The sequence below is a fragment of the Microcystis sp. M144S2 genome (assembly GCF_020246065.1).
GTDB classification, from domain to species: domain Bacteria; phylum Cyanobacteriota; class Cyanobacteriia; order Cyanobacteriales; family Microcystaceae; genus Microcystis; species Microcystis ichthyoblabe_A.
Genome location: NZ_JADBTR010000166.1, coordinates 1 through 21,404, shown reverse-complemented (window position 1 = coordinate 21,404; position 21,404 = coordinate 1). Strand labels below are relative to the sequence as shown.

The following is a 21,404-nucleotide window of genomic DNA, read 5'->3' as shown; positions in this document are numbered from 1 at the left end:
GCAAATCTCAACCAACCGCTTGTAAAAGTCAAAAAGTCATCGATAACCCCGATAATCTGGCACTTACCCCTGATTTTTGCGAGCGAGTTCTAGAAATCGCCCCGCTGCCGTTAAATGCCTTTATCGGTACGGTTATCCCCCTAGAAGAAGTTGGGCAATCGCTCTGTGATCAATGGTGCCATTATCGAGCAAAATAAAAAAGTTAGAATAGTCAAACCCTTAGTGATTGAACGTATGACGGTACTCGAAAAAGGTAATATCACGATTCATACCGAGAATATCTTCCCTATTATCAAAAAATCTCTCTACACTGACCATGAAATTTTTCTGCGGGAATTGATATCCAATAGTGTTGATGCCATCTCGAAATTAAAAATGGCTTCTTTAGCAGGAGAAGCGAGAGGAGAAGTCCCCGAACCAGAAATTAATCTCGCCATCGATAAAGAAAATCGTACCCTATCAATTACCGATAATGGTATCGGGATGACGGCGGAAGAAATCAAGAAATATATTAACCAAGTTGCCTTTTCCAGTGCGGAAGAATTTATCAATAAATACCAAAAATCAGCCAACGATTTAATCGGTCATTTTGGCCTAGGTTTTTATTCGGCTTTTATGGTGGCTAAAAAGGTAGAAATTGATACTCTTTCCTATCAGGAAGGTGCTACCCCTGTCCATTGGTGCTGTGATGGTTCTCCAGAGTTTGAACTAACCGATTCTTCCCGCAGCCAAATCGGCACCACTATCACCCTAACTTTAATGGATGAGGAAGGGGAATATTTAGAACCTGCCCGCATTCGCCAGTTAGTCAAAACCTACTCGGATTTTATGCCCGTTCCCATTAAAATTGATGGGGAAGTGATTAATCAACAACGGGCTTTATGGAAAGAATCTCCTCAAAATCTGACCAAGGAAGACTACCTAGAATTCTATCGTTATCTCTATCCTTTCCAAGAAGAACCTTTACTCTGGGTACATCTGAATACCGATTATCCTTTCTTGCTCAATGGCATTCTTTATTTTCCAAAACTCAGACCGGATGTGGATGTCTCAAAAGGACAATTAAAGTTATTCTGTAATCAGGTTTTTGTCAGCGATCATTGCGAGGAAATTATTCCCGATTTCCTGATACCCTTGCGAGGAGTTATCGATAGTCCAGATATTCCTTTAAATGTGTCTCGAAGTGCTTTAACCAAAGATCGCACCGTTCGCCGTATTGCCGATTTTATTGCCAAAAAAATTGCTGATCGCCTCAAATCTCTCTACAACGAAGACGCAAAAGAATATATTCGTTGTTGGGGAGATGTGGGAACTTTTATTAAATTTGGTTCCTTGAAAGAGGATAAATTTAAACAGCAGGTAGAAGATATTTTAATCTATCGGACTACCTACAAACCCCCAGAAACCCCAGTACAAGTGGCAGTGCAAACCGCCGAAGGTGACGCATGGCAAGAAGCAACGGCGAAAACTCCCCTAGAAGCGATCGAACAGGAAGGTTATACTACTCTCAAAGCCTACCTAGAACGCCATAAAGAACGCCACGAAAATCGAGTTTTTTACTGTACCGATCCTCGTAGTCAATCCACCTACGTTGAACTCTACAAAAATCAAGGGTTAGAGATCCTTTTCTTTGATTCTTTCATCGATACTAATTACTTTATTCCTTTCCTAGAAAGAGAATACTCCGATGTGAAATTCACCCGGGTTGATTCTGAATTAGACTCGACGCTGCTCGAACAGGATCAAGCTAGTGAAATTATCGATCCCGCTAGTAATAAAACCAGGGCTGAATTGATCAAAGAAATCTTCGCCAAAGCCCTCGATAATTCCCGCATCAATATCAAAACTGAAGCCTTGAAATCCGATGATCCCCAAGCTACTCCCCCAGCAATTGTCTTACTTCCAGAAGCGATGCGACGCTTACAGGAAATGACGGCAATGATGCAACAAAAAGCCATGGCTTTCCCCGAAGAACATATTCTGATGATTAATACTAATCATCCCTTAATTCAACAGATTGTCCAGATTAGTCAGGGAAGTATTGTTACCGGTAGCGGCGAATCTCCATCGGCGCAATTAGCGAAAATGCTCTGTCAGCACGTTTATGATTTAGCTTTAATCGCTCAAAAAGGATTTGATGCCGAGGGAATGCAAGCTTTTGTGGAACGTTCCAATCGCGTTCTGACTAAGCTAACCGAAAAGATTTAATCTATTGCAAAACTTTGGCTGTTTCGATATGCTGAGAGTGTGTTAATTCACACTCTATTTTTTTAACAAGATAAATTAGCTCTCTTGACATCATGGTGTAAAGTATTCGTAAATTTTACATTTTGGGCGCAAGCATTGCGCCCCTACATTACCCCGTATTAGTTTTTCTGTAGGGGCGTAGGGCGTACGCCCTCCCTTAGATAAATATAAGCCGTCAGCCTTGAATCAGTTATCATACTAAATCCGGTTATTAAAAACTGATTATTTATTCCCCCTACCCCCCCTTGCCCCCCCGACGTCGGGGGGGTTGCCTCTTGCCTTTTGCCCGTCCTGATATGTAGCCTATACTCAACGGATTTAGTATCAGTTATCAGATGTAAGTTTTCAGTTCACTTATACTGTTTACTGTTTACTGTTTACTGATAACTGTTTACTGATAACTGATAACTGAAAAATGCGCTTACCCACCCTCAAATATGAGCGAGGAACCTTAATTCTCCATCCACCACCAAAAGGGAAAAAATGGCTAGATTTTGCCACTTGGGATGATCGTATCGAAAGATTTCGCATTTTGGCCATTCATTATCGTCCTCTCGTGGAAACCCTACAGGAGGAGGGCATTAACTTCCAAGATGAAGCAAAAGCTTTTAACAATTTAGAATTAATTGCCAGTTTTGAACGGGAACCCTACCCCCACCAAACGGAAGCGTTAATCGCTTGGAAAAAATCCCAGAGAAGGGGTGTCATTGTCCTTCCCACCGCTGCCGGTAAAACCTATCTTGCCCAATTAGCTCTACAATCGACTCCCCGCAGTACCTTAATTATCGTGCCGACTATTGATTTAATGCACCAGTGGTATGCCCAGATGTTGGCGGCTTTTCCCGATGCCGAGGTGGGATTATTAGGGGGAGGTTCTAAGGATAATAGTGCTATTTTAATCGCCACCTATCAAAGTGCGGCAATTTATTCGGAAACTCTTGGCAATCGTTACGCTTTTTTGATTTTTGATGAATGTCATCATTTACCATCGGATTTCTTTCGGAAAATAGCGGAAGATTCGATCGCACCCTATCGTTTAGGCTTAACAGCAACACCGGATCGCGGTGATGGTAGTCATCAAGATTTAGATTATCTTATCGGTACAATTGTTTATCAAAAAAGTCCCCAAGACTTGTCAGGAAAAGCCCTAGCGGATCATGAAATAATTCAAATCAAAGTGAAACTATCCGCCAAAGAACAGGAAAAATATCAAGAAGCAATTAAAATTCGCAATGATTTTTTAAGAAAAAATAATCTCAGTTTGTCTGGTTTAGATGGTTGGCAAAATTTTGTCATGATTAGTGCCAGAAGTAGCGAAGGGCGCCGGGCCATGTTAGCGCACCGGGAGTCGAAGGAAATATCCTCTGGAACCCAGGGAAAATTGCGGGTTTTAGCCGAGTTAATCTGTGAACACCATCCGGAACGAATTTTAATTTTTACCAACGATAATGCCACAGTTTACCGCATTTCCGAGAGCTTTTTAATACCTGCCATAACCCATCAAACTCCCGTGAAAGAACGCCATGAAATTCTGACCCGTTTTCGTCAGGGAGAATACAAAATTCTGGTGACTTCCCATGTTCTTAATGAAGGGGTTGATGTGCCGGAAGCACGCATCGCGATTATTTTATCGGGAACCGGTTCCACTAGGGAATATATTCAGCGTTTAGGACGGGTTTTAAGAAAAGGTCAACAAGAGGATAAACGGGCGATTTTGTATGAAGTGATAGCCGAAAATACCACGGAGGAAAAAACCTCCCAACGACGACGGGGAGAGCAGAAAAATAAAACTAGCTATAAAACCGGTAATCGACAATTGGAATTATTGCCTTCTCCTCCGAAAAAATCTTTTTCTTTCCCGAAAGCTGCCGAATCTTCTACCCCTTGGGTGAGTTCTCCAGAGTCAGAGGAAGAATAAAAAATTTCTCTGGGGGATTTTCCTCTATAATAAAGGTAAAAAATCTAGATTGATACCCCTATGACCGAACTTGCTCAACAAAAATGTCAACCTTATCAATCGGGTTCTTCTCCTATCACTGCCGAGGAAATTACCGCTTTACAGGCTAAAATTCCCGATTGGAATCTCTTAGAATACGAGGGTATTCCCCGTCTGCAAAAACTCTATAAATTTGCCAATTTTCAAGGGGCAATCGCCTTTACTAATGCCGTGGGAGAAGCGGCGGAAAAAGAAGGCCATCACCCCGCTTTATTGACAGAATGGGGTAAAGTTACCGTTTCTTGGTGGACCCATGACGTGGGCGGATTACATCAAAATGATTTCATCATGGCTGCCCGTACCGATGATATTTATCGCCAACAAAAGGCCTAATCGTAGGCGCGAATCATCGCTTGGGTTCCCTGTTTAATTCCCTTACCTTCGTCCAATTCCGCTACTACTTTAAATAGAGTTTCCGCTAAATCTGTCCCGGGCAGAATTTCCCCGGCTGTCTGGGCAGTTTCTTTGACTAATCGCAAATCTTTTAAAATATGTTCAATCATAAAAGCCGGCTGTAAATCTTGGGCGAGGATTTTTGGTCCCAAATTTTCCAACGCCCAAGAACCTGCCGCCCCCGTTTTACAGACTTCTATGACTAAATTGGGGTCTAATCCTTGAATTTTTGCCATTTTTAGAGCCTCACACAGCGCCACCATGTGAACCGCCCCCAAGACTTGATTACAGAGTTTTACCGCTTGTCCGTTGCCGATTTCGCCACACCAGCGAATAGTTTTACCCATGGCTTGAAAACAGGGCAAACAAGTCTGAAAATCCGCTTCTTTCCCCCCCACCATAATAGTTAAACTGCCGTTTTTCGCGCCAATATCGCCCCCAGAGACGGGAGCATCGAGAAAACGGAGATTATTTTCCTCTAGCTTTTTACCAATCATCCTAGCGGCTTGAGAGCCAATGGTACTCATATCCACCACCAGAGTTCCCACCGCTGCCGATTCCATGACACCCCCCGGTCCTAAAATTACCGCTTCCACGTCAGGCACATCCCCGACGCAGGTAAAGACAATCTCGGCATCCCTGACGGCGGCGGCAATACTAGCACAAATGTTCGCACCCGATGCCCCAGCAATGGTTATCCCCGGCGCCTCTGGGGTACGATTCCAAGCATTGACAGCAAAACCCTGACGAACAAGATTAGCTGTCATCGGCGCTCCCATTACTCCTAATCCTAAAAAGGCAATTTTTTGACTCATAATTTTGGTAATCAAGGGAAAGGGAGGTGTGGGGTGTGGGGTGTATTTTCAGTAATCAGTAAACAGTGAACTGATAACTGATAACTGATAACTGATAACTGATTTAGGATTCTACCATTTGCAGAAATTGGGCTTCTGAAAGGGTTTTAATGCCTAATTTTTGAGCCTTTTTGAGTTTCTCACCGGGGGCTTTACCGAGGAGAATATAATCAGTGTTCGCACTGGGGGAACCGGTAACAGTACCACCGACATTAATAATCAATGATTTCGCTTTCTCGCGACTGATTTTGCTGAAGGTTCCTAGTATAACTACGCTTTTTTCCCTTAGGGGATTTTCTGCGGATTCTTGACTCGTTTGGACTATCTTTGCTGCGGGTTGCACTTCTAAACTTGTATCGGCAACCGTGATTTTTTCTGCTGCTACTACAGGGGTTTCCTTGGCAATCACCGGGGGGGGTTCTGGTTCTGCTACTACCGGAGTTTCACTAATAATTGCTTCTGGTTCATTAGTGGTAATAGGGGCAGTTTGTTTAGAGAAATCCTCTCTTTCTTGCTGTAGGTTTTGAATTTTAACCTCTAAAGCGGCGATTTCTGCTTGCTTAGTTGCTAACTCACCCTCAAACTTAATTTTTTCCTTTTCTAAAGCTTTAGCTGCCGTTTTTTGGGCTTCTAAATCTTGAGTTAGTTGGCGATTTTGTTGGCTTAATTCCTCGATATGACGGGAAGTTGTGCTTTCTAATTGGTCTTTTTCGGCACTTAACTGGTGTAGTTGAATCTCTAAATTAGAAATGTTTTCCCGATAGGTTTCTAACTGTTGGGGTAACTGGGTTAATTCCTGTAATTGCCCTTCTAAATTAGCAATTTTTGCCTGAGAATCAGCCAATTGTGGCGGTAACTGGGTTAATTCCTGTAATTGCCCTTCTAAATTAGCAATTTTTTCGGCAGCAGTGGTTAATTCTGCCGATAATTCCCCTTTCTGGACATCTAAAGCTTGTAACTCCAGTTTAGCCGCTTCGAGACGAGCGCCGAGACTGTCCTTTTCGGCGGTTATGGCTGTCACTTGAGCGACGGTTTCTTGGAGTTTTATAGTTAAATTGTCGCATTCTTGGCCCAAAGAGAGCGATCGAGTTTGACTTGCGGCTAAATCTTCGCTGAGAGACTTTTTTTGCTGCTCTAACCCAGTAATTTGACCCCGTAAGCTGTCTATTTCCTGCTGTCCTCGCTCATAATGTTCTGTTTGGTCAGCCAGATTCTGTTCTAAGGTTTGAATTTGACCTTGCAAGCTGGGAATTTGAGCGGCTAAATCGCTTAATTCTTGGTTTTTATGGTCTAAATCGGCCACTTTCGCCCTTAATTCCCCGGCTTTTTCTAGCTCTTGCTGTAAGAGAGTTTTATCCTGTTCTAGGGTCTGAATTTGACTATAGAGAGAGGTGGTCTGTTTTTTGGTCAAATCAAATTGACGGTTAATTTCACCTTTTTGCTGCTCTAAAGTTTGAATCTGTGCCTCTAGGCTAGTAATTTGGGCTTTTTCTGCCTCTAACTGCTCCATCAAACCAGCTTTCTCCGCTTCTATTTCCTTAGCGGTGGTTTTCAGTTGTTCGATTTCACCCTCACCTATCTGGACAGCTTGCTGGAGGGACTGGAGAGAATTTTCTAAATCCGTAGCTTTGTGCTGTAATTGGGCGGAATGTTGTTCTATGTGAATGATTTTGGCGTGCAGCTGCTGATTTTCATCTTTTAAGTCTGATTGCGCCACGTCTAAACCCTTGACTTGAACCAACAAATCTGAGTTACTTTGCTGTAATTGCGCTTGTGCAGCTAAAAGGGCGGTATTTTTGCTGACGAGACTAGAGCGCGACCAGAGGAATAGTCCTCCGAAAACAGCACTTAAACCTAATCCTTCATAAATTAATTCGTTGAGCATATCTACCCTCCTAGACAAGCGAAAAACAGTCACCTAACCGAACTGATGCGGCAATTTTGGTTATAGACCTACATCTCTACTTATATCAGTTACGGGGTACATTCGGGGAAAGGGCGGGGAAAAAGTCACTTCTCTCATCCCGGTGTAAAAAGGTGTTAGCCAGTTTTCGGCGGGTGGGATTAGTGGGGCGAGTAATTCCCACTCCGCATCGGTTAAATCACTCGGATACGACTTCTTTTTCATCATTTAGACCTCAGAACAACTCTCTATTTTGAGGTTAACGATTTTGGAATCTCCCCCCGCTCATCTTTATATTTACTTTATAAATACCCTCTTAGCTAAACTAAACCCAGTTAAATACAACCTAAAAGCGGATAAAGATAATAATTTACATCTTGGCTTTATTGCAGAAGATGTTCCAAACTTAGTAGCATCTCTTGACAGACAAACTATCAGTAATGATCCTATTCTCGCATTGCTAACTAAAGTCATCAATGAGCAAGAAAAGAGGCTCTTAGAATTGGTAGAAAAAGTTGAAATCCTAGAGAAAAAATCGGCTCTTCGGGACTTGGTATGGTTCGATATGGGGGCATAAATCGACTAAATACTTATCTGGTAAGAGATTTAATTGATTAGTTCGCTCCAGATCGCAAACAATTGACAAAAATTGCGGCAATATCTGTCTCTATAAGGGTTTCATTCCTTATAAACCCGTTGATTGCATAAGACAAACCGAAGAACAAAAAAATCTTAAAAAGGAGATAATTAGTACAGGATAATTGACCACAAAAAAACTCCGTGTCCTCTTTGAATTGGCCCACTGATAACTGATAAGATAACTGATTAAGACATTTCTAACATTCTTTGAATCGGCAACAGTGCCTTAACTCTTAAATCTTCAGAAATAGTAATTTCTGGAGTTTTATCTCGCATACAGAGATACAATTTTTCGAGAGTGTTCAGTCTCATGTAGGGACACTCATTACAAGCACAGTTATTTAAAGCTGGTGCGGGTATAAATACTTTCTCTGGCGCGGATTTTTGCATCTGGTGAATAATCCCCGGTTCTGTGGCGACAATAAAGGTTTTTTCGGAACTTTTCAGGGAATAATTTAATAGTGCCGTCGTGGAACCAATATAATCGGCATGGCGTAAAACCGATGATTCACACTCAGGATGGGCGATAATTTTTGCTTCCGGATGGGCAACTTTTAATTCTATTATCTTGCGTTCGGAAAAAGTTTCATGGACAATACAACTACCCTGCCAGAGAACCAAATCTCTGCCAGTTTGCTGACTGACATAACGGCCTAAATTGCGATCAGGAGCGAAGATAATCGGTTGATGGACAGGGATTTGATTCACTATTTTGACTGCGTTGGAACTGGTGCAGATAATATCACTCATGGCCTTAACTTCTGCACTGCAATTGATATAGGAAATCACGATATGATCGGGATATTGGGCTTTAAAACGAGCAAAATCTTCAGGATGACAACTATCAGCTAAAGAACATCCCGCATCTAAATCCGGCAGCAATACCAACTTATCCGGATTTAAGATTTTAGCTGTCTCTCCCATGAAGTGAACCCCCGCAAATACGATCACATCTGCTGGCGTTTGGGCAGCCTGCTGGGATAAACCTAGAGAATCACCAATATAATCAGCTATATCCTGTATGTCAGAATTTTGATAGTAGTGAGCCAGAATAACGGCGTTTAATTCCCTTTTAAGCTCTTTAATTGCCGTAAATAGGTCATCAGGTAAGCTTGATCGATTTGCGGGTTGAACAGTTGTGAACACGGTGGGATTTATGGTTATTTTTACCAAATACTAAACAAGTCTCTACATCATAGCAAATTTTTCTAAGGAGAGACCACAAACAAAAAAAGCTTGATGCAACAGCGATCAAACGACTGACAACCAACCCCCGATAATACCATTTTTCAAAAAGTATATAGCGTGTTTTATTCGCAAGAGGTACATTATCGATGTTTAAAAGCTTAATCAGCAAAGGTTTAAATGTGCCGTACAGGTACGAGAACCACTATAGTTTATTTTTGGGAAATCCCTAAACGCTGATATTCTATCTGGATACAAGCATCCATAATCACATTTAAACCCGCCTCGATCGCCCTTTTTTCCGCAACTGGGTGATAAATTTTCAATTGTGTCCAAAGGGTAGCAGCCTGAATAGCAATAGCTGACTCGACAATTTCAGGTAGATAATCAGGATGACGAAAAACGTTAACAATATCCACGGGTTCGGGGATAGCCTCTAGAGAAGGATAGCACCTTTGACCATCAATTTGCCTGACCATCGGATTGACCGGATAGACTCGATAACCCACCGCTTGCAGGAATTTGGCCACCTGATAGCTGGCGCGGCTCGATTTCTCAGAATGCCCGACCACTGCGATAATTTTACTATTGCTGAAAATGGTTTTGAGCGCACCATCGTCTCCTTTAATATTCGGCATTGTCCCACCTATCTTAGAACGGAGTTTCGTTTCTCATAAAGATGAAGTGTAACCTAATTTGGTATCGACTTTTGACTGCAGCTTTGGCCACTCTGGAGAACTGGCAGCAATGTTTAACTTTTCTACAGGAAAAACAGTTAAGTAGGTAGGTGTTAAAAGTTGTCAGATGCCCCCCTTATTAAGGGGGGATTAAGGGGGGATCCCCCCGCCTATCGGCACCCCCCTTATTAAGGGGGGCAGGGGGGATCAGAGGCAAAATCTATCTTCTATTTAATTATAGCGGTTCTCGCATCTGTGCGGCACACTTAAACCTTTGCTGATTAAGCTGTTCAGAATCGGTAATGTACCTCGTGTGAATCAGAAACGCTATATAACTACTTACTTATTACAAATCCCAATCAATCCCTCGGTATCTGTAGGAAAATTTACCCGATGGTTGCCCCTAAATCCTTTGACTTTAGTTAGTACAAAACCTCATGAATTATCTTAGTATTATCATTCCGACTCTTAATGAGGAGTTAAGAATTGCCGCAACATTAAAACAGATAGGAGCGGGAGTAGAAATTATTGTTGTCGATGGGGGAAGTACAGATAAAACCAGAGAAATAGCTGAAAAATTGGGAGCAAAAGTAATTATCTCACCGAGTAAAGGTCGTGCATTTCAGATGAATTTAGGAGCCAAAATAGCGAAAGGAGATATTTTGTTATTTCTGCACGGAGATACTTTACTTCCCCATGAATTTCAAAAACAAATTATCAATACTTTATCCCAATCTGGGATAGTAGCGGGGGCCTTTGAATTAAAAATTGATGGAGAAGAAAAAACCCTGCGTTTAGTGGAAAAATTAGTTAATTGGCGTTCTCACTGGTTTTCTCTTCCCTACGGAGATCAAGGAATATTTTTAAAAGCCTCAATCTTTGCCGATTTAGGCGGTTTTCCTGAGTTGCCAATTATGGAAGATTTTGAATTAATACAAAGATTGAAAAAAAGGGGTAAAATAGCCATAGTTTCTGCTGCGGTGATTACCTCGGCAAGACGTTGGCAAAAATTAGGAGTTGGCAAAACTACCTTAGTTAATCAATTAATAATTATTGGTTATTATCTAAAAATTCCGCCGCGCTTGTTGAAAAATTTTTATCGTTTATGGTAATAAAATAAAGGCTGGCTGAAAAAGTATTTGAGGTCATTGTGCAATGTAGGGGCGCAACGTGGTCAGTGAGTTTATCGAACTGCTTGCGCCCAAAATGTAATATAGAGATGCAGCTGATTGCCTTTAGGAGTCTCTCGATAAAAATTTTTGTCTCCCGAAGTACCGATCGATAGGATAATTGATAATCGGAACATCTGCTCTGAGAATATGTCTCTTGATCGCCGTCAATTTCTTTATCTTTTAGGTGCTACCCTTGGCACAGCCACTCTTGCCGGTTTTAACTCTGCCGCTTTTGCCGCTACCGGTCCCTATAGTCTCATTGCCCTACCCTATAGCTATGATGCCCTAGAACCTTATATTGATAAGGAAACGATGCAATTTCATCACGATAAACACCATGCAGCCTACGTTAATAATCTCAACGCGGCAGTGGCAAAATATCCAGAATTGCAGAAAAAAACAGTAGTAGAATTAATTAAAAATCTTGACTCTTTACCCGCCGATATTCGCACCACTATCCGCAATAATGGCGGCGGCGATCTTAATCATACGATGTTTTGGCAGATTATGTCCCCCGATGGCGGTGGCGAACCAAAAGGAGAAATAGGGGCGGCAATAATCGCTAAATTTGGCAGTTTCGAGGCATTTAAAAACGCTTTCAACCAAGCAGGTACTAAACTTTTTGGTAGTGGTTGGACATGGTTGGTTTTAAATAAGTCAGGAGAACTGGAAATTATCAGCACTGCTAACCAAGATAGCCCGCTAATGAAGGGATTACAGCCAATTATGGGCAATGATGTCTGGGAACACGCCTATTACTTAAAATACCGTAATCAACGGGCTGAATATTTAAAACAGTGGTGGAATGTGGTTAACTGGGAGGAGGTAAATCGCCGCTATCTTCAGGCAAAAGCTTAACCATGTCAACTTTTACGGTAACAGTTCCCGCTACCACTGCTAATATTGGGCCCGGCTTCGATTGTCTCGGAGCGGCCTTAACCCTATATAATCAGTTTACTTTTACCCTGCTGCCGGCAACAACAGCTAACCCTGTCAGCATTAGTGTCAAGGGAACTGAATCAGCTAAAGTTAGCCAAGGGGCTGATAATTTAATCTACACTTCTTTTTTGCAAGTTTATCAAAAAATAGGACAGAATCCGCCCCCTATCGCCATCGAGATCGGTTTAGGGGTTCCCCTGGCTAGAGGTTTAGGTAGTTCTGCCACTGCTATTATCGGTGGGTTAGTGGCTGCTAATCAATGCGCCGGAAATCCTTTATCTATGGGGGAAATCGAAGCATTAGCGATCGCATTGGAGGGCCATCCAGATAATGTGGTGCCGGCTTTGCGGGGCAACTGTCAGCTATCGGCAGGGGATAGCACAAATTGGGCTATTTGTCAAGTATTTTGGCAAAAAAATCTCATTCCCGTCCTAGCGATTCCCGATTTTGAACTGGCTACGGAAAAAGCTAGGGCGGTTTTACCTGAAAAAATTAGCCGTCAGGAGGCTATTTTCAATATTTCCCGCTTGGGTTTATTATTGCGGGGATTAGAGACGGGTAACGGCGATTGGCTGAGAATTGCCCTAGAGGATAAACTGCATCAACCCTATCGCCAATCTTTGATCCCGGGTTACGAAAAGGTGAAAAAAGCCGCCCTTAACGCGGGTGCTTACGGGATGGTAATTAGTGGCGCAGGTCCCACCCTATTAGCTTTAACGAACCCCGACAATGCCCAAAAAACAGCCACAGAGATGACAAATGCTTGGCAGCAAGTGGGGATTAACTCTGAGGTGAAAATTTTAGCTTTAGATACCCTAGGGGTCCAAGTAAACTGTTAAGCCTCCAATTTACTGGTTAAGAGTACCTGGCAGCGGGGAGATTTTATCAGTAATCAGTAATCAGTAATCAGTAATCAGTAATCAGTTTTTTTCTCCCTGCTCCGCAGCTCCGGTGCTCCCCTACTCCGTCTCCCCACACCCCACACCCCACACCCCACACCCCACACCCGTTCGGCTGAGCTCACGGCCGAAGCCCACACCCCACACCCCACTTCCCCTAATCTTGCCACCTATGACCGTAGAATCCAGTTTACAACAGTTAAAAAGAGCTTCATCGGGACGATTACCCAGCAGTTACGGGGTCTATTTTAAGAATACCCTTGTGGCCCTCTGTCATGCTCTTGAAGATCATATCTTGCAAACTAGCAGCCCTGATAGTACAAATAAACCACTGGTCTTAGTCACCTTTCAACAGGGTAAATGGTATTTACAGGAAGCTGAGCGCTATTTAGATATTGCTCGCTCTTCTCGTCATATTGCGATCGCCGCCGTGGCCGATAGTGGTTTTTCTGAGCATAAAACCGGCAGTTTAGAGAATGTTTCCCTAGTCAACTTAGATAATAGCGATAGTTTGGTTAATGAGTGGAATTTAATCATTCTTTCCCCCGATTACGCCTCCATGGTACTCTGTCATGAGTTATCCCCGGAAGAATACCGGTCCGATAGTCAACCCCAAATAGACACGGAGCGAAAATTCTACGGTTTATGGACATTCGATCGCGATTTAGTCGAAAAAGCCGCTAGGATCTTAATTGAGCGTCTGCATCCCTATAATCCCAGTCTAGCGGCCGATTTAAGCAGACAACAGCAGGAAATTAGTCAAAATATTAATCCCATTCCCACGGATTTAACCGGAGTAGTCTCTCGCATTGTCACCTATCTGCAAACCAGTCAACAGCAGTTAGTCACCGTCAGCAGACAAACGCGAGAATTAAGCGACTTAGAAGGACAAGCATCCCGTTTAAATAAAAATTTAGCCGCTAATAAACTGCAAGCTTTTCTAAGAATGGCTCAAAAGGTCGATGAAAGAGATATTGATAATCCCCTTGCTTCCCTACAGGTGGCCGCTTTAGCGGAAATGTTGGGACAATTGCTCGATTTACCCACCCTGAGATTGCGACGCTTACGATTAGCAGGTTTATTATACCGCATCGGTCTAGCGGAGGCTCCGATCGAAGTTTTTAGACAGCGTGCCAGTCAGTTAGAGGGAGCAAATGCGTTATTTTGGCGGGATAGATCGGTGTTAGGCGCACAATTACTCGCCACTATGCCCGAATTAGCCCCAATTCAACAGATTATTTACCATGAGTTTGAATACTGGGATGGTAGCGGGGTTCCCAACGGTTTAAAAGGGGAAGAAATCAGCCTAGAGTCGCGAATTTTAGGATTATCAGCCTATTTTCAGGAATTAACTCAACCGCGAGGCGACCGACTAGCTCTAGATTTGGGAGAGGCCCTAGAGCGCTGTCAAAATTATAGCGGGATTCGTTTCGATCCCGCTTTGGTAGAAAAATTAAGTTCGGTAATTCGTCTGTGCGAAATGGGATGGATGCAATTACCCGATCGCCCTAGTCAAGTCCCCGCCGTCTGGTTAGAATCAGTTTAGGATTAGACTCCGATTAAACTCTGCATGGCACGTCTCATATTAGCCGGTTTAAAAGCTGCCATGGCCGCGGTCGGTTCATAGCCGCAATGTACCATACAATCGGCACATTGCGGATTGCCACTGGCCCGACCGTAGTTATCCCAATTGGTTTCTGCTAAAAGTTCCCGAAAGCTTTTGTAATGACCTTCGTTGAGCAGATAACAGGGTTTTTGCCATCCTAAAAGACTATAGCTAGGACTACCCCAAGGGGTGCATTCATAGTCCTGTTCACCGATGAGAAAATCAAGAAAGAGAGGATTATGGTTAAAATTCCACTTTTTCTGGCGTGATTTCCAGGGTGAGAGAATTTCTCGGAATAAAGCTCTAGTTTGCTCCCGTTTCAAGAAACTATCTTGATCCGGGGCCCACTCATAACTATAACCCGGGGAAATCATCATGCCATCGATGCCCAAAGTAGCGAGAAAATCGAAAAATTCCTGCATTTCTCGCGGATCTGTGCCTTCAAAAACCGTGGTATTAGTAGTAACCCGAAAACCTCTCGCTTTCGCCGCTTTAATCCCTTTTACTGCCTTATCGAATACTCCCTCTCGATCCACACAGCGATCGTGATGTTCTTTGAGACCATCCAGATGGACACTAAAGGTAAGATAGGGTGAAGGAGTAAATTTATCTAGGCTTTTTTCCAATAACAGGGCATTGGTACACAGATAGACGAATTTTTTTCTGTCCACTAACCCCTTGACAATTTCATCGATTTGTGGATGTAAAAGCGGCTCACCCCCGGGGATGGAAACCACGGGAACCCCGCATTCTTCCACCGCTGCGAAACATTCTGCCGGGGTGAGATGATTGCGGAGGATTTCCGGGGGATGTTGAATCTTACCGCAGCCAGTACAGGCTAAATTACAGCGAAATAGGGGTTCTAGCATTAAAACTAAGGGAAAACGCTTTTTTCCTGCTAGACGCTGTTTCAAGATATAGGAAGCAACCACTAAAGCTTGTTGCAGTTGGACAGCCATTTGCTCACACCAAAAGGATTCTAAGTAATTATAGACTGTTAACAGGACATCAAGGCATAGAAGCCTAGAAAATGGCAAAATAAATAAAAGCTGAGGGCTTTTTTGGCTGTTTACTTTATCACTGGATAGATTATGAGTTCTTTAGGCGATCGCTTCAAGAAATTTGCGGGTAAAACTCGCTATGTGGTCTGTCGCTTATTTTTGCATCTCTACGGACAAGAAGTCGCACCCCTGATCGGTATTCTTAATCGTACCGGCCGGGAGGCGATCGATTCCGAAGGCGATTTAGAGGTCATGGGAGAGGGTTTAGTAGAAATTTGTCAAAATCTGCTGCAGATGAACCTCTATTGGTTTTCTATAGCTAATGAGGGCGATGTTTTTTGGCATGAGGGGGAAGCGGGAGACTACGTTAACGAACTGTTTACCGATTCCGCGGCCAGATACCTAAGTGAATCGGTGTCTGGGGAAGTGGGGGAAAAGGAACCCTTAACTTTACCCGTCACCGATAACTTAGTTGTTATGATCACAATAGCCTTCGAGGGTGAGAGTGCTGGTTTAGAAACTAGCCTAGCCGATCGAGAGGCCCTGGAAGATGGTTTAAAATCAATAATTAACCTCCACTACCAAGGTCGGCTGCGTGCGATTCAGGTACATTTTTCTCCTGCTCAATTGGGAGATGAATTGACTAATGAGCAACTATTACTCAATTTCCCCGAATTACTGCCTTTATAGTCTTAATTTTGCCCTTATGCTGCGCCAAGTAACGACAATCCTTTTAATTCTTACCCTTTGTTGCACAACGGTGGCCTGTGGTTCCTCGTCAAATGAAACTCAGTCACCGTCAGCTAGTAACAGTAGTGTAAGACAAGAATCCAATCAGGTTAGTAGCGGTCGCTACGAGGTGCAACAAGCTACCTACGATGACGGAGATGGCACTTATACCCTAATGCTGTTAAACACCCCTGGGGGGACTTCTCCCCTCTTCCGCACCACTAACCTGCAAATGGCTAGATTAAGCGATGAAGCTATTGCTAAAGGGGAAAAAACCGCAGTAGAAATCAACGGTGATCAGGCTACCCTGTACATGACCGAAGATTTTAAAATTGAGTATGTCCATAATGTCACGGAAGTGCGGAACAATCCCCAGACCGGACAACAAGAAACCGTGGTGATTCGGCAAGAATCGAGTTTTTGGAGTCCTTTTTTCGGTGCTGTTGCTGGTCAAGCTTTGGGTAGTTTGCTCTTTCGTCCTCAATACTACGTTCCTCCCCTCTATACTCCGGGGGGTGTAATGACCGGTTTTGGTGGTTACGGTTCCACCTATAATCAGGCAGTAGATCAATACCGGACTAAACATAATAGTCCACCTCCGGCGGTCAAAAATCGGCAAACTCTCCGTTCTACCGGCAATTTACGTCGTTATCCCAGTAATACTTCCTCTAGTCCCAATCGCAGCACCACCACCACCACAAAACCCAGTGGTTCCGGTTATGGTTCCAGTACCCTGAAGAATTCGGGTAAATCTGATAATGTCAAACGTTCTCCTAGTTTCGGTTCCTCCGGTTCTCGTCGTACCCCTAGTCGCAGTGGTTTCGGCAGCAGCAGACGCGGCCGACGTTAGGAGGATTTGACTGGAGTGGTGGAAGATTAATCCTGTCTTCCCCACCTCAGACATTGGGGATGGCAGCTACTTAAGAAGCAACCATTTTGCGAATTTCCGAGTAGAAAACCGTCTGGCGATCACCATTGGCCGACTGGATAATACTGGTACGCAATCTCAGATTAGGACTAGCAAACCAGATTCTTTCCTCGATACGATGGTGATTATCCTCGATGGTTAAAGTTAAAGCTTGATCGCTTCGGAGATGATATTCTCCCAGCGCTGCCGATTTACCGTCCGATGTGATTAATTTTCCTTGCCAAGAATTTTCTGAGGGTAGCCAAACTAAATAGCTAGAACCGATTTTTTTCGGTTGTCCATAGTCCACGGAATTATCCCAAGTTGCTTTCCATCCCCCTAGACTGGTCTGGGACTGACAGTTATTTCCTAAACATAATTGCACCACATCGGCAGCATCGGCAGCCAGCAAATCGATGGTGATTTCTGCTTTATTATTGGCAACTTTTTGGGCAGCTAATTGATAACTGGTGCGCTGAGAAAACCATTTACCCGCACAGAGATTAATAAATTCTTGAATGTCCATGAATGGCTGTAGGCAAAGATTGATCGCTCTGGAAGAATAGATTATTTATTCTATCCTATCCCTAGACCTTGGCCAATTTTTGCAAGGATAAACGAGCTGCTTCGCGCACTTGTGGATGTTCGTCCTTGACCAAAAATTTTAAGGCTGCGATCGTTTTTTCCGCCGGAAGATGGCCTAAAGCTTCCGCTAATCGCTGCCGGATTAACCAGTCATCGGAGTTAACAAAGGTTAAAAGCTTCTCGACGGTTTCCACTGCTTTGATTTCACCAAGGGCAGCAATAGCGGCCTGTTGAATAACCGCTTCGTTACTATCGAGGGCCGATAATAACACCTGTTTAGCCCGAATATCGCCCAAATTGCCCAAAGCGACGGCGGCACTAAAGCGGACTAACCATTGCGTGTCTTCGTAAAAAGCCCGTTGTAGGGGTTCAAAAGCGCGAATATCTTCTAAATAACCTAAAGCCCCCGCAGCATCGGCGCGAATGCCATAATCGGCATCATTGGCTAACAAATCCACTAGGATAGGAAAGCATTCCTCGGTTTGTTTGACTCCCAAAGCAAAGACAGCCATCGATCGCACCGGCAGCATTTCATCATAAAGGACTTTTTTGATCAAGGGTACAGCTTCCTCCGGGGTCACTTCTCGCAGGGAGGCCAAGGCCAGCAGACGATCTTTGGAGTTGCTGCTTTCTAACTGGAGGGCAATGCTTTCTATATCAGGCTTGCTCATTTTTGTCAATCACTTGTAATATTTCTTTAATTCTAACGCAATTTTTTCTAAGTCAGTCCCAATGAAAAAATTTTCACCCCCACAGATGAAAGAGGTTTCCTTCCCTACACCCCACACCCCACACCCTACACCCTCTTTCCAGTCAGCAGCCCTAGTGGACTGAAACAGCTAATTTCTGTCTGTTACAGTGTTTCTCATAAAGATGAAGTGTAATCTAATTTGGTATGGAAGACCGACTCCCGAAAACGAAAACTTCGTACCTGCTCATTAAGATAACTGCTCTAACTAATATCCTTAACAATAGGATTAATTTAGCTTAAACCTCCTGTAAAAGTAAGTTTTCGAGGTGCTATCGGCTCAAAATATCGAAAACCTCAGATAAATTTGACATAATCTTGGGTTTTATGGACGGGATAGTTGTCTCTTGTCTTTTTTCTCCTCCTCTGGACTGTCTCGGAGTCTCCTCACGGAAGATTTTTGATTTTTGCAGGAACTCTCTTAAACAAGTTGGGGAAGTGGTTCTACAAAAATTAACTTTATTTATGTTTAAAATGCTATCATGAAGCTTGCATCGTAGATTTCAGTATATATTGAGAAAACCATGACTATTTCTGGCAATAAAATTACAGAAAGCATTATTAACAAGCTACAGGAAATTCCTATAGATAAACAAAAACAAATCTTAGAATATGTAGAAGCTCTCACGGAGGAAAAGGAGCCGTTATCTTCCCCTAAAAAACGAGTCTTTGGGTTGCATCAGGGAAAAATTTGGATGAGTGATGATTTCAATCAACCCTTACCCGATAATTTCTGGAATTTTGACTCATGAATATTCTCTTAGATAGTCACACTTTAATCTGGTTTTCCCAGAATTCTCCTCAGCTTTCCTCATCAGCAATTAAGATACTAGAAGATAGAAATAATCTTCTTTTCTTGAGTTTGGTCAGTGTCTGGGAAATACAGATCAAGGTACAGTTAGGCAAATTAAATTTAGATATTTCTCTCTCGGAAATAGTTAAAGATCAAACTAAAATTAATGATGTGCAGATTTTACCCCTGAAATTATCTCATATTTGGACATTAGACACCTTACCTTATTATCACAAAGATCCGTTTGATCGTTTATTAATTTCTCAAGCAATTACAGAAAACCTAATTATCCTGGGTGTTGATCCTGTTTTCGATTCTTATCCCGTACAAAAAATATGGTAAAAAATGTCGTTTGTTTTCTTTTTATGGCATAGAACGAGTTAGTTAGGACGCTTTCAATTTTCAAACTCTTATCGGTCAAGGGTTTCAGCGATTGATTGTCCTAACCACCCCGCTCTTTGCTATATTACTGGTTACAAAATTTCTAAACACTCAAGGATAAAACTCATAATTGAGATTAATAGTTATGCTAAAAACTATCACTATCTGGTTAAAATTTTCTCTATCGATGCTAATACAAGATAATGATAAACTTCCCGAATCAAAGGAGAAGGAAGATGGAGTTTTATCCTTTGTAAGAAAATTACGAATAGGCAGTTTAAATGCAGTACAGTTTATTAACAATTCTGATTAATCTTCTATTAAGATAACTTCGGTTGACGGAATCGATAAACATCAATGATCGCCTGTACCCAACCATTAGCAACGGATTCTAATAATCGATCGCCTTTTTCTTTACTTGCATTAGTAGCATCTCCCATCACTCCACTTTTAGTTAATTCCTTAGTTAACCAAGCAAAGGGTAATTTTCCTTCCATAGTTAATAAACTATTTTCTGGCAAACCTTGGGGATATTCTCGCACAGCCCGCTCAATTTTGACCTGTTCTGGCAGTAATGATAACATAATGCTAGTTTCCACATCTCCTGCATGAATACCGTATTCTAATTCATATTCCGAGAATAATTCAGCCGCATTGTGGGGAACTCGCCAAGTGAAAAAAGGAAATACTAAAAAATCGGGATATTGTTGATGAATATCCCTAGCGGCAATTTCCATAACTTGCGGTTGTCCGCCGTGGGAGTTCATTAATACTAACTTGCGAAACCCCGAACGATAGAGACTTTCAGCTATCTCTTGAATGAGGGTTAATAAGGTGGCTGCCGAGAGGGTAATCGTGCCGGGGAAAGACCAATGTTCGTTAGATTTTCCGTAGTAGAGACAGGGTAAAGCAAAGGCGGGAACATTTGTATTTAATTTCTCGAAAGCTTTGCCTAAAACCCCTAAACTAATGGCAGCATCGACGGCAATAGGGAGATGGGGTCCATGTTGTTCGATCGCACCGATGGGTTGAATAATTACCACATTTTCCTTATCTGGCATTGAATCTATATCGGTCCAAGTAAGATAGGGAAAATAACGATGAGGGGGAATAAAACCGTGCATCATAATTTTATTGGGGGTCAGGGATTATAGTTATGGAAAAAATTACTGTTTATTTGGTAATTGTACCACTAATTCTTGGCAAGGTTGCCAATCATCTTTATGGGTAATGGCTGCCCAAAACGAATCCCTATAACAAGAAAACCTGTTTCATTAATTATAATAGGCAATATCGTCGGGCAAAAACACCAGGGGCGACTTGTTTTTTTACCCTTATTACTGAGCATCTTTAAGCCTTTTCTTTAAGTATTGTTGTTAATGTAGCTTATTAAGATCAGCGACCGCACTTAAACTCACAGCTTCAATGAATGTGCATGGTGCGTTCCCTACGGCTCTTTTGTAACTCCTAAATTAAGTTTTATTTCAAGCTATTTTGAAAGCCTTGCTAGAAGACAGTTTCATCTATAAGTATAATTACTCACTTGCATAAATGAGATGCCTCCTCCCTAACAAATAAATAAACCATTGACTCTCCCCCGCTAACCGCTCGCGCGGTGTAGCGGGGGATTCTCGGTTCTTAGGCTCTTGACTAGATCAAACAGGTTTAACCGGTCGATCCCCGTCAAATCGCTTCCGCAAGCGTTTTCTAACACGGTCAGTCCGACAGCGTTTTTTCCTCGGTTCTCGAT

General features: G+C 42.7%; 20 protein-coding genes and 2 pseudogenes. 12 read left to right on the top strand and 10 right to left on the bottom strand.

Annotated features, from left to right (window positions below; all coding sequences use genetic code 11):
• Positions 1-234 precede the first annotated feature (234 nt).
• The 3 genes from htpG (at position 235) to IM462_RS19135 (ending at position 4,576) form a co-directional block, all read left to right on the top strand.
• Positions 235-2,208 (top strand): molecular chaperone HtpG, encoded by a 1,974-nt coding sequence (gene htpG, locus IM462_RS19145; RefSeq protein ID WP_272079616.1) that lies wholly within the window; start codon positions 235-237, stop codon positions 2,206-2,208.
• A 454-nt stretch (positions 2,209-2,662) separates the two neighbouring features.
• Complete coding sequence (locus IM462_RS19140; protein WP_287700863.1) at positions 2,663-4,165, top strand: DEAD/DEAH box helicase; 1,503 nt, start codon at positions 2,663-2,665, stop codon at positions 4,163-4,165.
• 60 nt (positions 4,166-4,225) lie between these two features.
• Positions 4,226-4,576, top strand: coding sequence for a 4a-hydroxytetrahydrobiopterin dehydratase (locus IM462_RS19135; RefSeq protein ID WP_002762185.1), 351 nt, complete (start codon positions 4,226-4,228; stop codon positions 4,574-4,576).
• On the opposite strand, the gene IM462_RS19130 is transcribed toward IM462_RS19135, so the two are convergent.
• The 3 genes and pseudogenes from IM462_RS19130 to IM462_RS21300 form a co-directional block, all read right to left on the bottom strand.
• A complete protein-coding gene (locus IM462_RS19130; RefSeq protein WP_287700861.1) occupies positions 4,573-5,451 on the bottom strand; it encodes an NAD(P)-dependent oxidoreductase in 879 nt (292 codons plus the stop codon). The genes IM462_RS19135 and IM462_RS19130 overlap by 4 nt on opposite strands.
• Positions 5,452-5,554: 103 nt before the next feature.
• The gene (locus tag IM462_RS19125) at positions 5,555-7,375 is read right to left on the bottom strand and encodes a BRCT domain-containing protein (RefSeq protein WP_287700859.1); all 1,821 of its coding nucleotides are present in this window, start codon (positions 7,373-7,375) and stop codon (positions 5,555-5,557) included.
• 126 nt (positions 7,376-7,501) lie between these two features.
• Positions 7,502-7,618: pseudogene (locus IM462_RS21300) on the bottom strand (IS5/IS1182 family transposase); the annotation flags it as partial.
• Between the two features lie 43 nt (positions 7,619-7,661).
• On the opposite strand from IM462_RS21300, the gene IM462_RS19120 reads away from it, so the two are divergent.
• Entirely contained in the window at positions 7,662-7,970 is a 309-nt protein-coding gene (locus IM462_RS19120) for a tail fiber domain-containing protein (RefSeq protein WP_287700857.1), read from the top strand.
• A 248-nt stretch (positions 7,971-8,218) separates the two neighbouring features.
• Here IM462_RS19120 and nadA read toward each other — a convergent pair whose 3' ends face one another.
• On the bottom strand, positions 8,219-9,178 hold the full coding sequence (gene nadA, locus IM462_RS19115) for a quinolinate synthase NadA (RefSeq protein ID WP_287700855.1): 960 nt from the start codon (positions 9,176-9,178) through the stop codon (positions 8,219-8,221).
• Between the two features lie 251 nt (positions 9,179-9,429).
• Positions 9,430-9,855 (bottom strand): CoA-binding protein, encoded by a 426-nt coding sequence (locus tag IM462_RS19110; RefSeq protein ID WP_287700854.1) that lies wholly within the window; start codon positions 9,853-9,855, stop codon positions 9,430-9,432.
• Between the two features lie 476 nt (positions 9,856-10,331).
• Here IM462_RS19110 and IM462_RS19105 point away from each other — a divergent pair, with 476 nt between their 5' ends.
• From IM462_RS19105 to IM462_RS19090, 4 genes are all read left to right on the top strand, one after another.
• Positions 10,332-11,006, top strand: coding sequence for a TIGR04283 family arsenosugar biosynthesis glycosyltransferase (locus IM462_RS19105; protein WP_287700852.1), 675 nt, complete (start codon positions 10,332-10,334; stop codon positions 11,004-11,006).
• A gap of 207 nt (positions 11,007-11,213) precedes the next feature.
• Entirely contained in the window at positions 11,214-11,924 is a 711-nt protein-coding gene (locus IM462_RS19100) for a superoxide dismutase (protein ID WP_287700850.1), read from the top strand.
• Between the two features lie 2 nt (positions 11,925-11,926).
• Positions 11,927-12,844 carry a homoserine kinase gene (thrB, locus tag IM462_RS19095; protein ID WP_287700848.1) on the top strand — a complete coding sequence of 306 codons (918 nt, stop codon included), beginning with the start codon at positions 11,927-11,929 and terminating at the stop codon, positions 12,842-12,844.
• A gap of 232 nt (positions 12,845-13,076) precedes the next feature.
• Positions 13,077-14,450 carry an HD domain-containing phosphohydrolase gene (locus tag IM462_RS19090; RefSeq protein WP_002796380.1) on the top strand — a complete coding sequence of 458 codons (1,374 nt, stop codon included), beginning with the start codon at positions 13,077-13,079 and terminating at the stop codon, positions 14,448-14,450.
• Positions 14,451-14,452: 2 nt separating this feature from the next.
• On the opposite strand, the gene hpnH is transcribed toward IM462_RS19090, so the two are convergent.
• Complete coding sequence (gene hpnH, locus IM462_RS19085; RefSeq protein ID WP_287700845.1) at positions 14,453-15,469, bottom strand: adenosyl-hopene transferase HpnH; 1,017 nt, start codon at positions 15,467-15,469, stop codon at positions 14,453-14,455.
• Positions 15,470-15,601: 132 nt separating this feature from the next.
• Between hpnH and IM462_RS19080 the strand changes: the two genes are divergently transcribed.
• Entirely contained in the window at positions 15,602-16,201 is a 600-nt protein-coding gene (locus tag IM462_RS19080) for a DUF1517 domain-containing protein (RefSeq protein ID WP_287700843.1), read from the top strand.
• The gene (locus IM462_RS19075) at positions 16,158-17,090 is read left to right on the top strand and encodes a hypothetical protein (RefSeq protein ID WP_287700841.1); all 933 of its coding nucleotides are present in this window, start codon (positions 16,158-16,160) and stop codon (positions 17,088-17,090) included. Before IM462_RS19080 ends, IM462_RS19075 begins: the two co-directional genes overlap by 44 nt.
• A 70-nt stretch (positions 17,091-17,160) precedes the next feature.
• Here IM462_RS19075 and IM462_RS19070 read toward each other — a convergent pair whose 3' ends face one another.
• The gene (locus IM462_RS19070) at positions 17,161-17,673 is read right to left on the bottom strand and encodes a phycobiliprotein lyase (RefSeq protein ID WP_287700839.1); all 513 of its coding nucleotides are present in this window, start codon (positions 17,671-17,673) and stop codon (positions 17,161-17,163) included.
• Positions 17,674-17,734: 61 nt separating this feature from the next.
• Positions 17,735-18,403 (bottom strand): HEAT repeat domain-containing protein, encoded by a 669-nt coding sequence (locus tag IM462_RS19065; protein WP_287700837.1) that lies wholly within the window; start codon positions 18,401-18,403, stop codon positions 17,735-17,737.
• Positions 18,404-19,004: 601 nt separating this feature from the next.
• On the opposite strand from IM462_RS19065, the gene IM462_RS19060 reads away from it, so the two are divergent.
• Together IM462_RS19060 and IM462_RS19055 are read left to right on the top strand one after the other, a co-directional pair.
• Positions 19,005-19,232: a DUF2281 domain-containing protein gene (locus IM462_RS19060; RefSeq protein WP_287700835.1), complete on the top strand. Its 228-nt coding sequence runs from the start codon at positions 19,005-19,007 to the stop codon at positions 19,230-19,232.
• Positions 19,229-19,615: a type II toxin-antitoxin system VapC family toxin gene (locus IM462_RS19055; protein ID WP_287700833.1), complete on the top strand. Its 387-nt coding sequence runs from the start codon at positions 19,229-19,231 to the stop codon at positions 19,613-19,615. The genes IM462_RS19060 and IM462_RS19055 overlap by 4 nt, the downstream gene beginning before the upstream one ends.
• 359 nt (positions 19,616-19,974) lie before the next feature.
• On the opposite strand, the gene IM462_RS19050 is transcribed toward IM462_RS19055, so the two are convergent.
• On the bottom strand, positions 19,975-20,781 hold the full coding sequence (locus IM462_RS19050) for a creatininase family protein (protein WP_287700831.1): 807 nt from the start codon (positions 20,779-20,781) through the stop codon (positions 19,975-19,977).
• Positions 20,782-21,254: 473 nt separating this feature from the next.
• Positions 21,255-21,404: pseudogene (locus IM462_RS21125) on the bottom strand (RNA-guided endonuclease TnpB family protein); the annotation flags it as partial.

What these genes read in the sequence shown, in the direction of transcription:
- IM462_RS19105 (WP_287700852.1), top strand. Translation starts at nt 10,332, where the DNA reads ATGAATTATCTTAGTATTATCATTCCGACTCTTAATGAGGAGTTAAGA.
- IM462_RS19135 (WP_002762185.1), top strand. Translation starts at nt 4,226, where the DNA reads ATGACCGAACTTGCTCAACAAAAATGTCAACCTTATCAATCGGGTTCT.
- IM462_RS19065 (WP_287700837.1), bottom strand. Translation starts at nt 18,403, where the DNA reads ATGAGCAAGCCTGATATAGAAAGCATTGCCCTCCAGTTAGAAAGCAGC.
- IM462_RS19090 (WP_002796380.1), top strand. Translation starts at nt 13,077, where the DNA reads ATGACCGTAGAATCCAGTTTACAACAGTTAAAAAGAGCTTCATCGGGA.
- IM462_RS19125 (WP_287700859.1), bottom strand. Translation starts at nt 7,375, where the DNA reads ATGCTCAACGAATTAATTTATGAAGGATTAGGTTTAAGTGCTGTTTTC.
- IM462_RS19130 (WP_287700861.1), bottom strand. Translation starts at nt 5,451, where the DNA reads ATGAGTCAAAAAATTGCCTTTTTAGGATTAGGAGTAATGGGAGCGCCG.
- IM462_RS19110 (WP_287700854.1), bottom strand. Translation starts at nt 9,855, where the DNA reads ATGCCGAATATTAAAGGAGACGATGGTGCGCTCAAAACCATTTTCAGC.
- hpnH (WP_287700845.1), bottom strand. Translation starts at nt 15,469, where the DNA reads ATGGCTGTCCAACTGCAACAAGCTTTAGTGGTTGCTTCCTATATCTTG.
- IM462_RS19140 (WP_287700863.1), top strand. Translation starts at nt 2,663, where the DNA reads ATGCGCTTACCCACCCTCAAATATGAGCGAGGAACCTTAATTCTCCAT.
- IM462_RS19060 (WP_287700835.1), top strand. Translation starts at nt 19,005, where the DNA reads ATGACTATTTCTGGCAATAAAATTACAGAAAGCATTATTAACAAGCTA.
- htpG (WP_272079616.1), top strand. Translation starts at nt 235, where the DNA reads ATGACGGTACTCGAAAAAGGTAATATCACGATTCATACCGAGAATATC.
- thrB (WP_287700848.1), top strand. Translation starts at nt 11,927, where the DNA reads ATGTCAACTTTTACGGTAACAGTTCCCGCTACCACTGCTAATATTGGG.
- IM462_RS19100 (WP_287700850.1), top strand. Translation starts at nt 11,214, where the DNA reads ATGTCTCTTGATCGCCGTCAATTTCTTTATCTTTTAGGTGCTACCCTT.
- IM462_RS19075 (WP_287700841.1), top strand. Translation starts at nt 16,158, where the DNA reads ATGAGCAACTATTACTCAATTTCCCCGAATTACTGCCTTTATAGTCTT.
- IM462_RS19080 (WP_287700843.1), top strand. Translation starts at nt 15,602, where the DNA reads ATGAGTTCTTTAGGCGATCGCTTCAAGAAATTTGCGGGTAAAACTCGC.
- IM462_RS19055 (WP_287700833.1), top strand. Translation starts at nt 19,229, where the DNA reads ATGAATATTCTCTTAGATAGTCACACTTTAATCTGGTTTTCCCAGAAT.
- IM462_RS19050 (WP_287700831.1), bottom strand. Translation starts at nt 20,781, where the DNA reads ATGATGCACGGTTTTATTCCCCCTCATCGTTATTTTCCCTATCTTACT.
- IM462_RS19070 (WP_287700839.1), bottom strand. Translation starts at nt 17,673, where the DNA reads ATGGACATTCAAGAATTTATTAATCTCTGTGCGGGTAAATGGTTTTCT.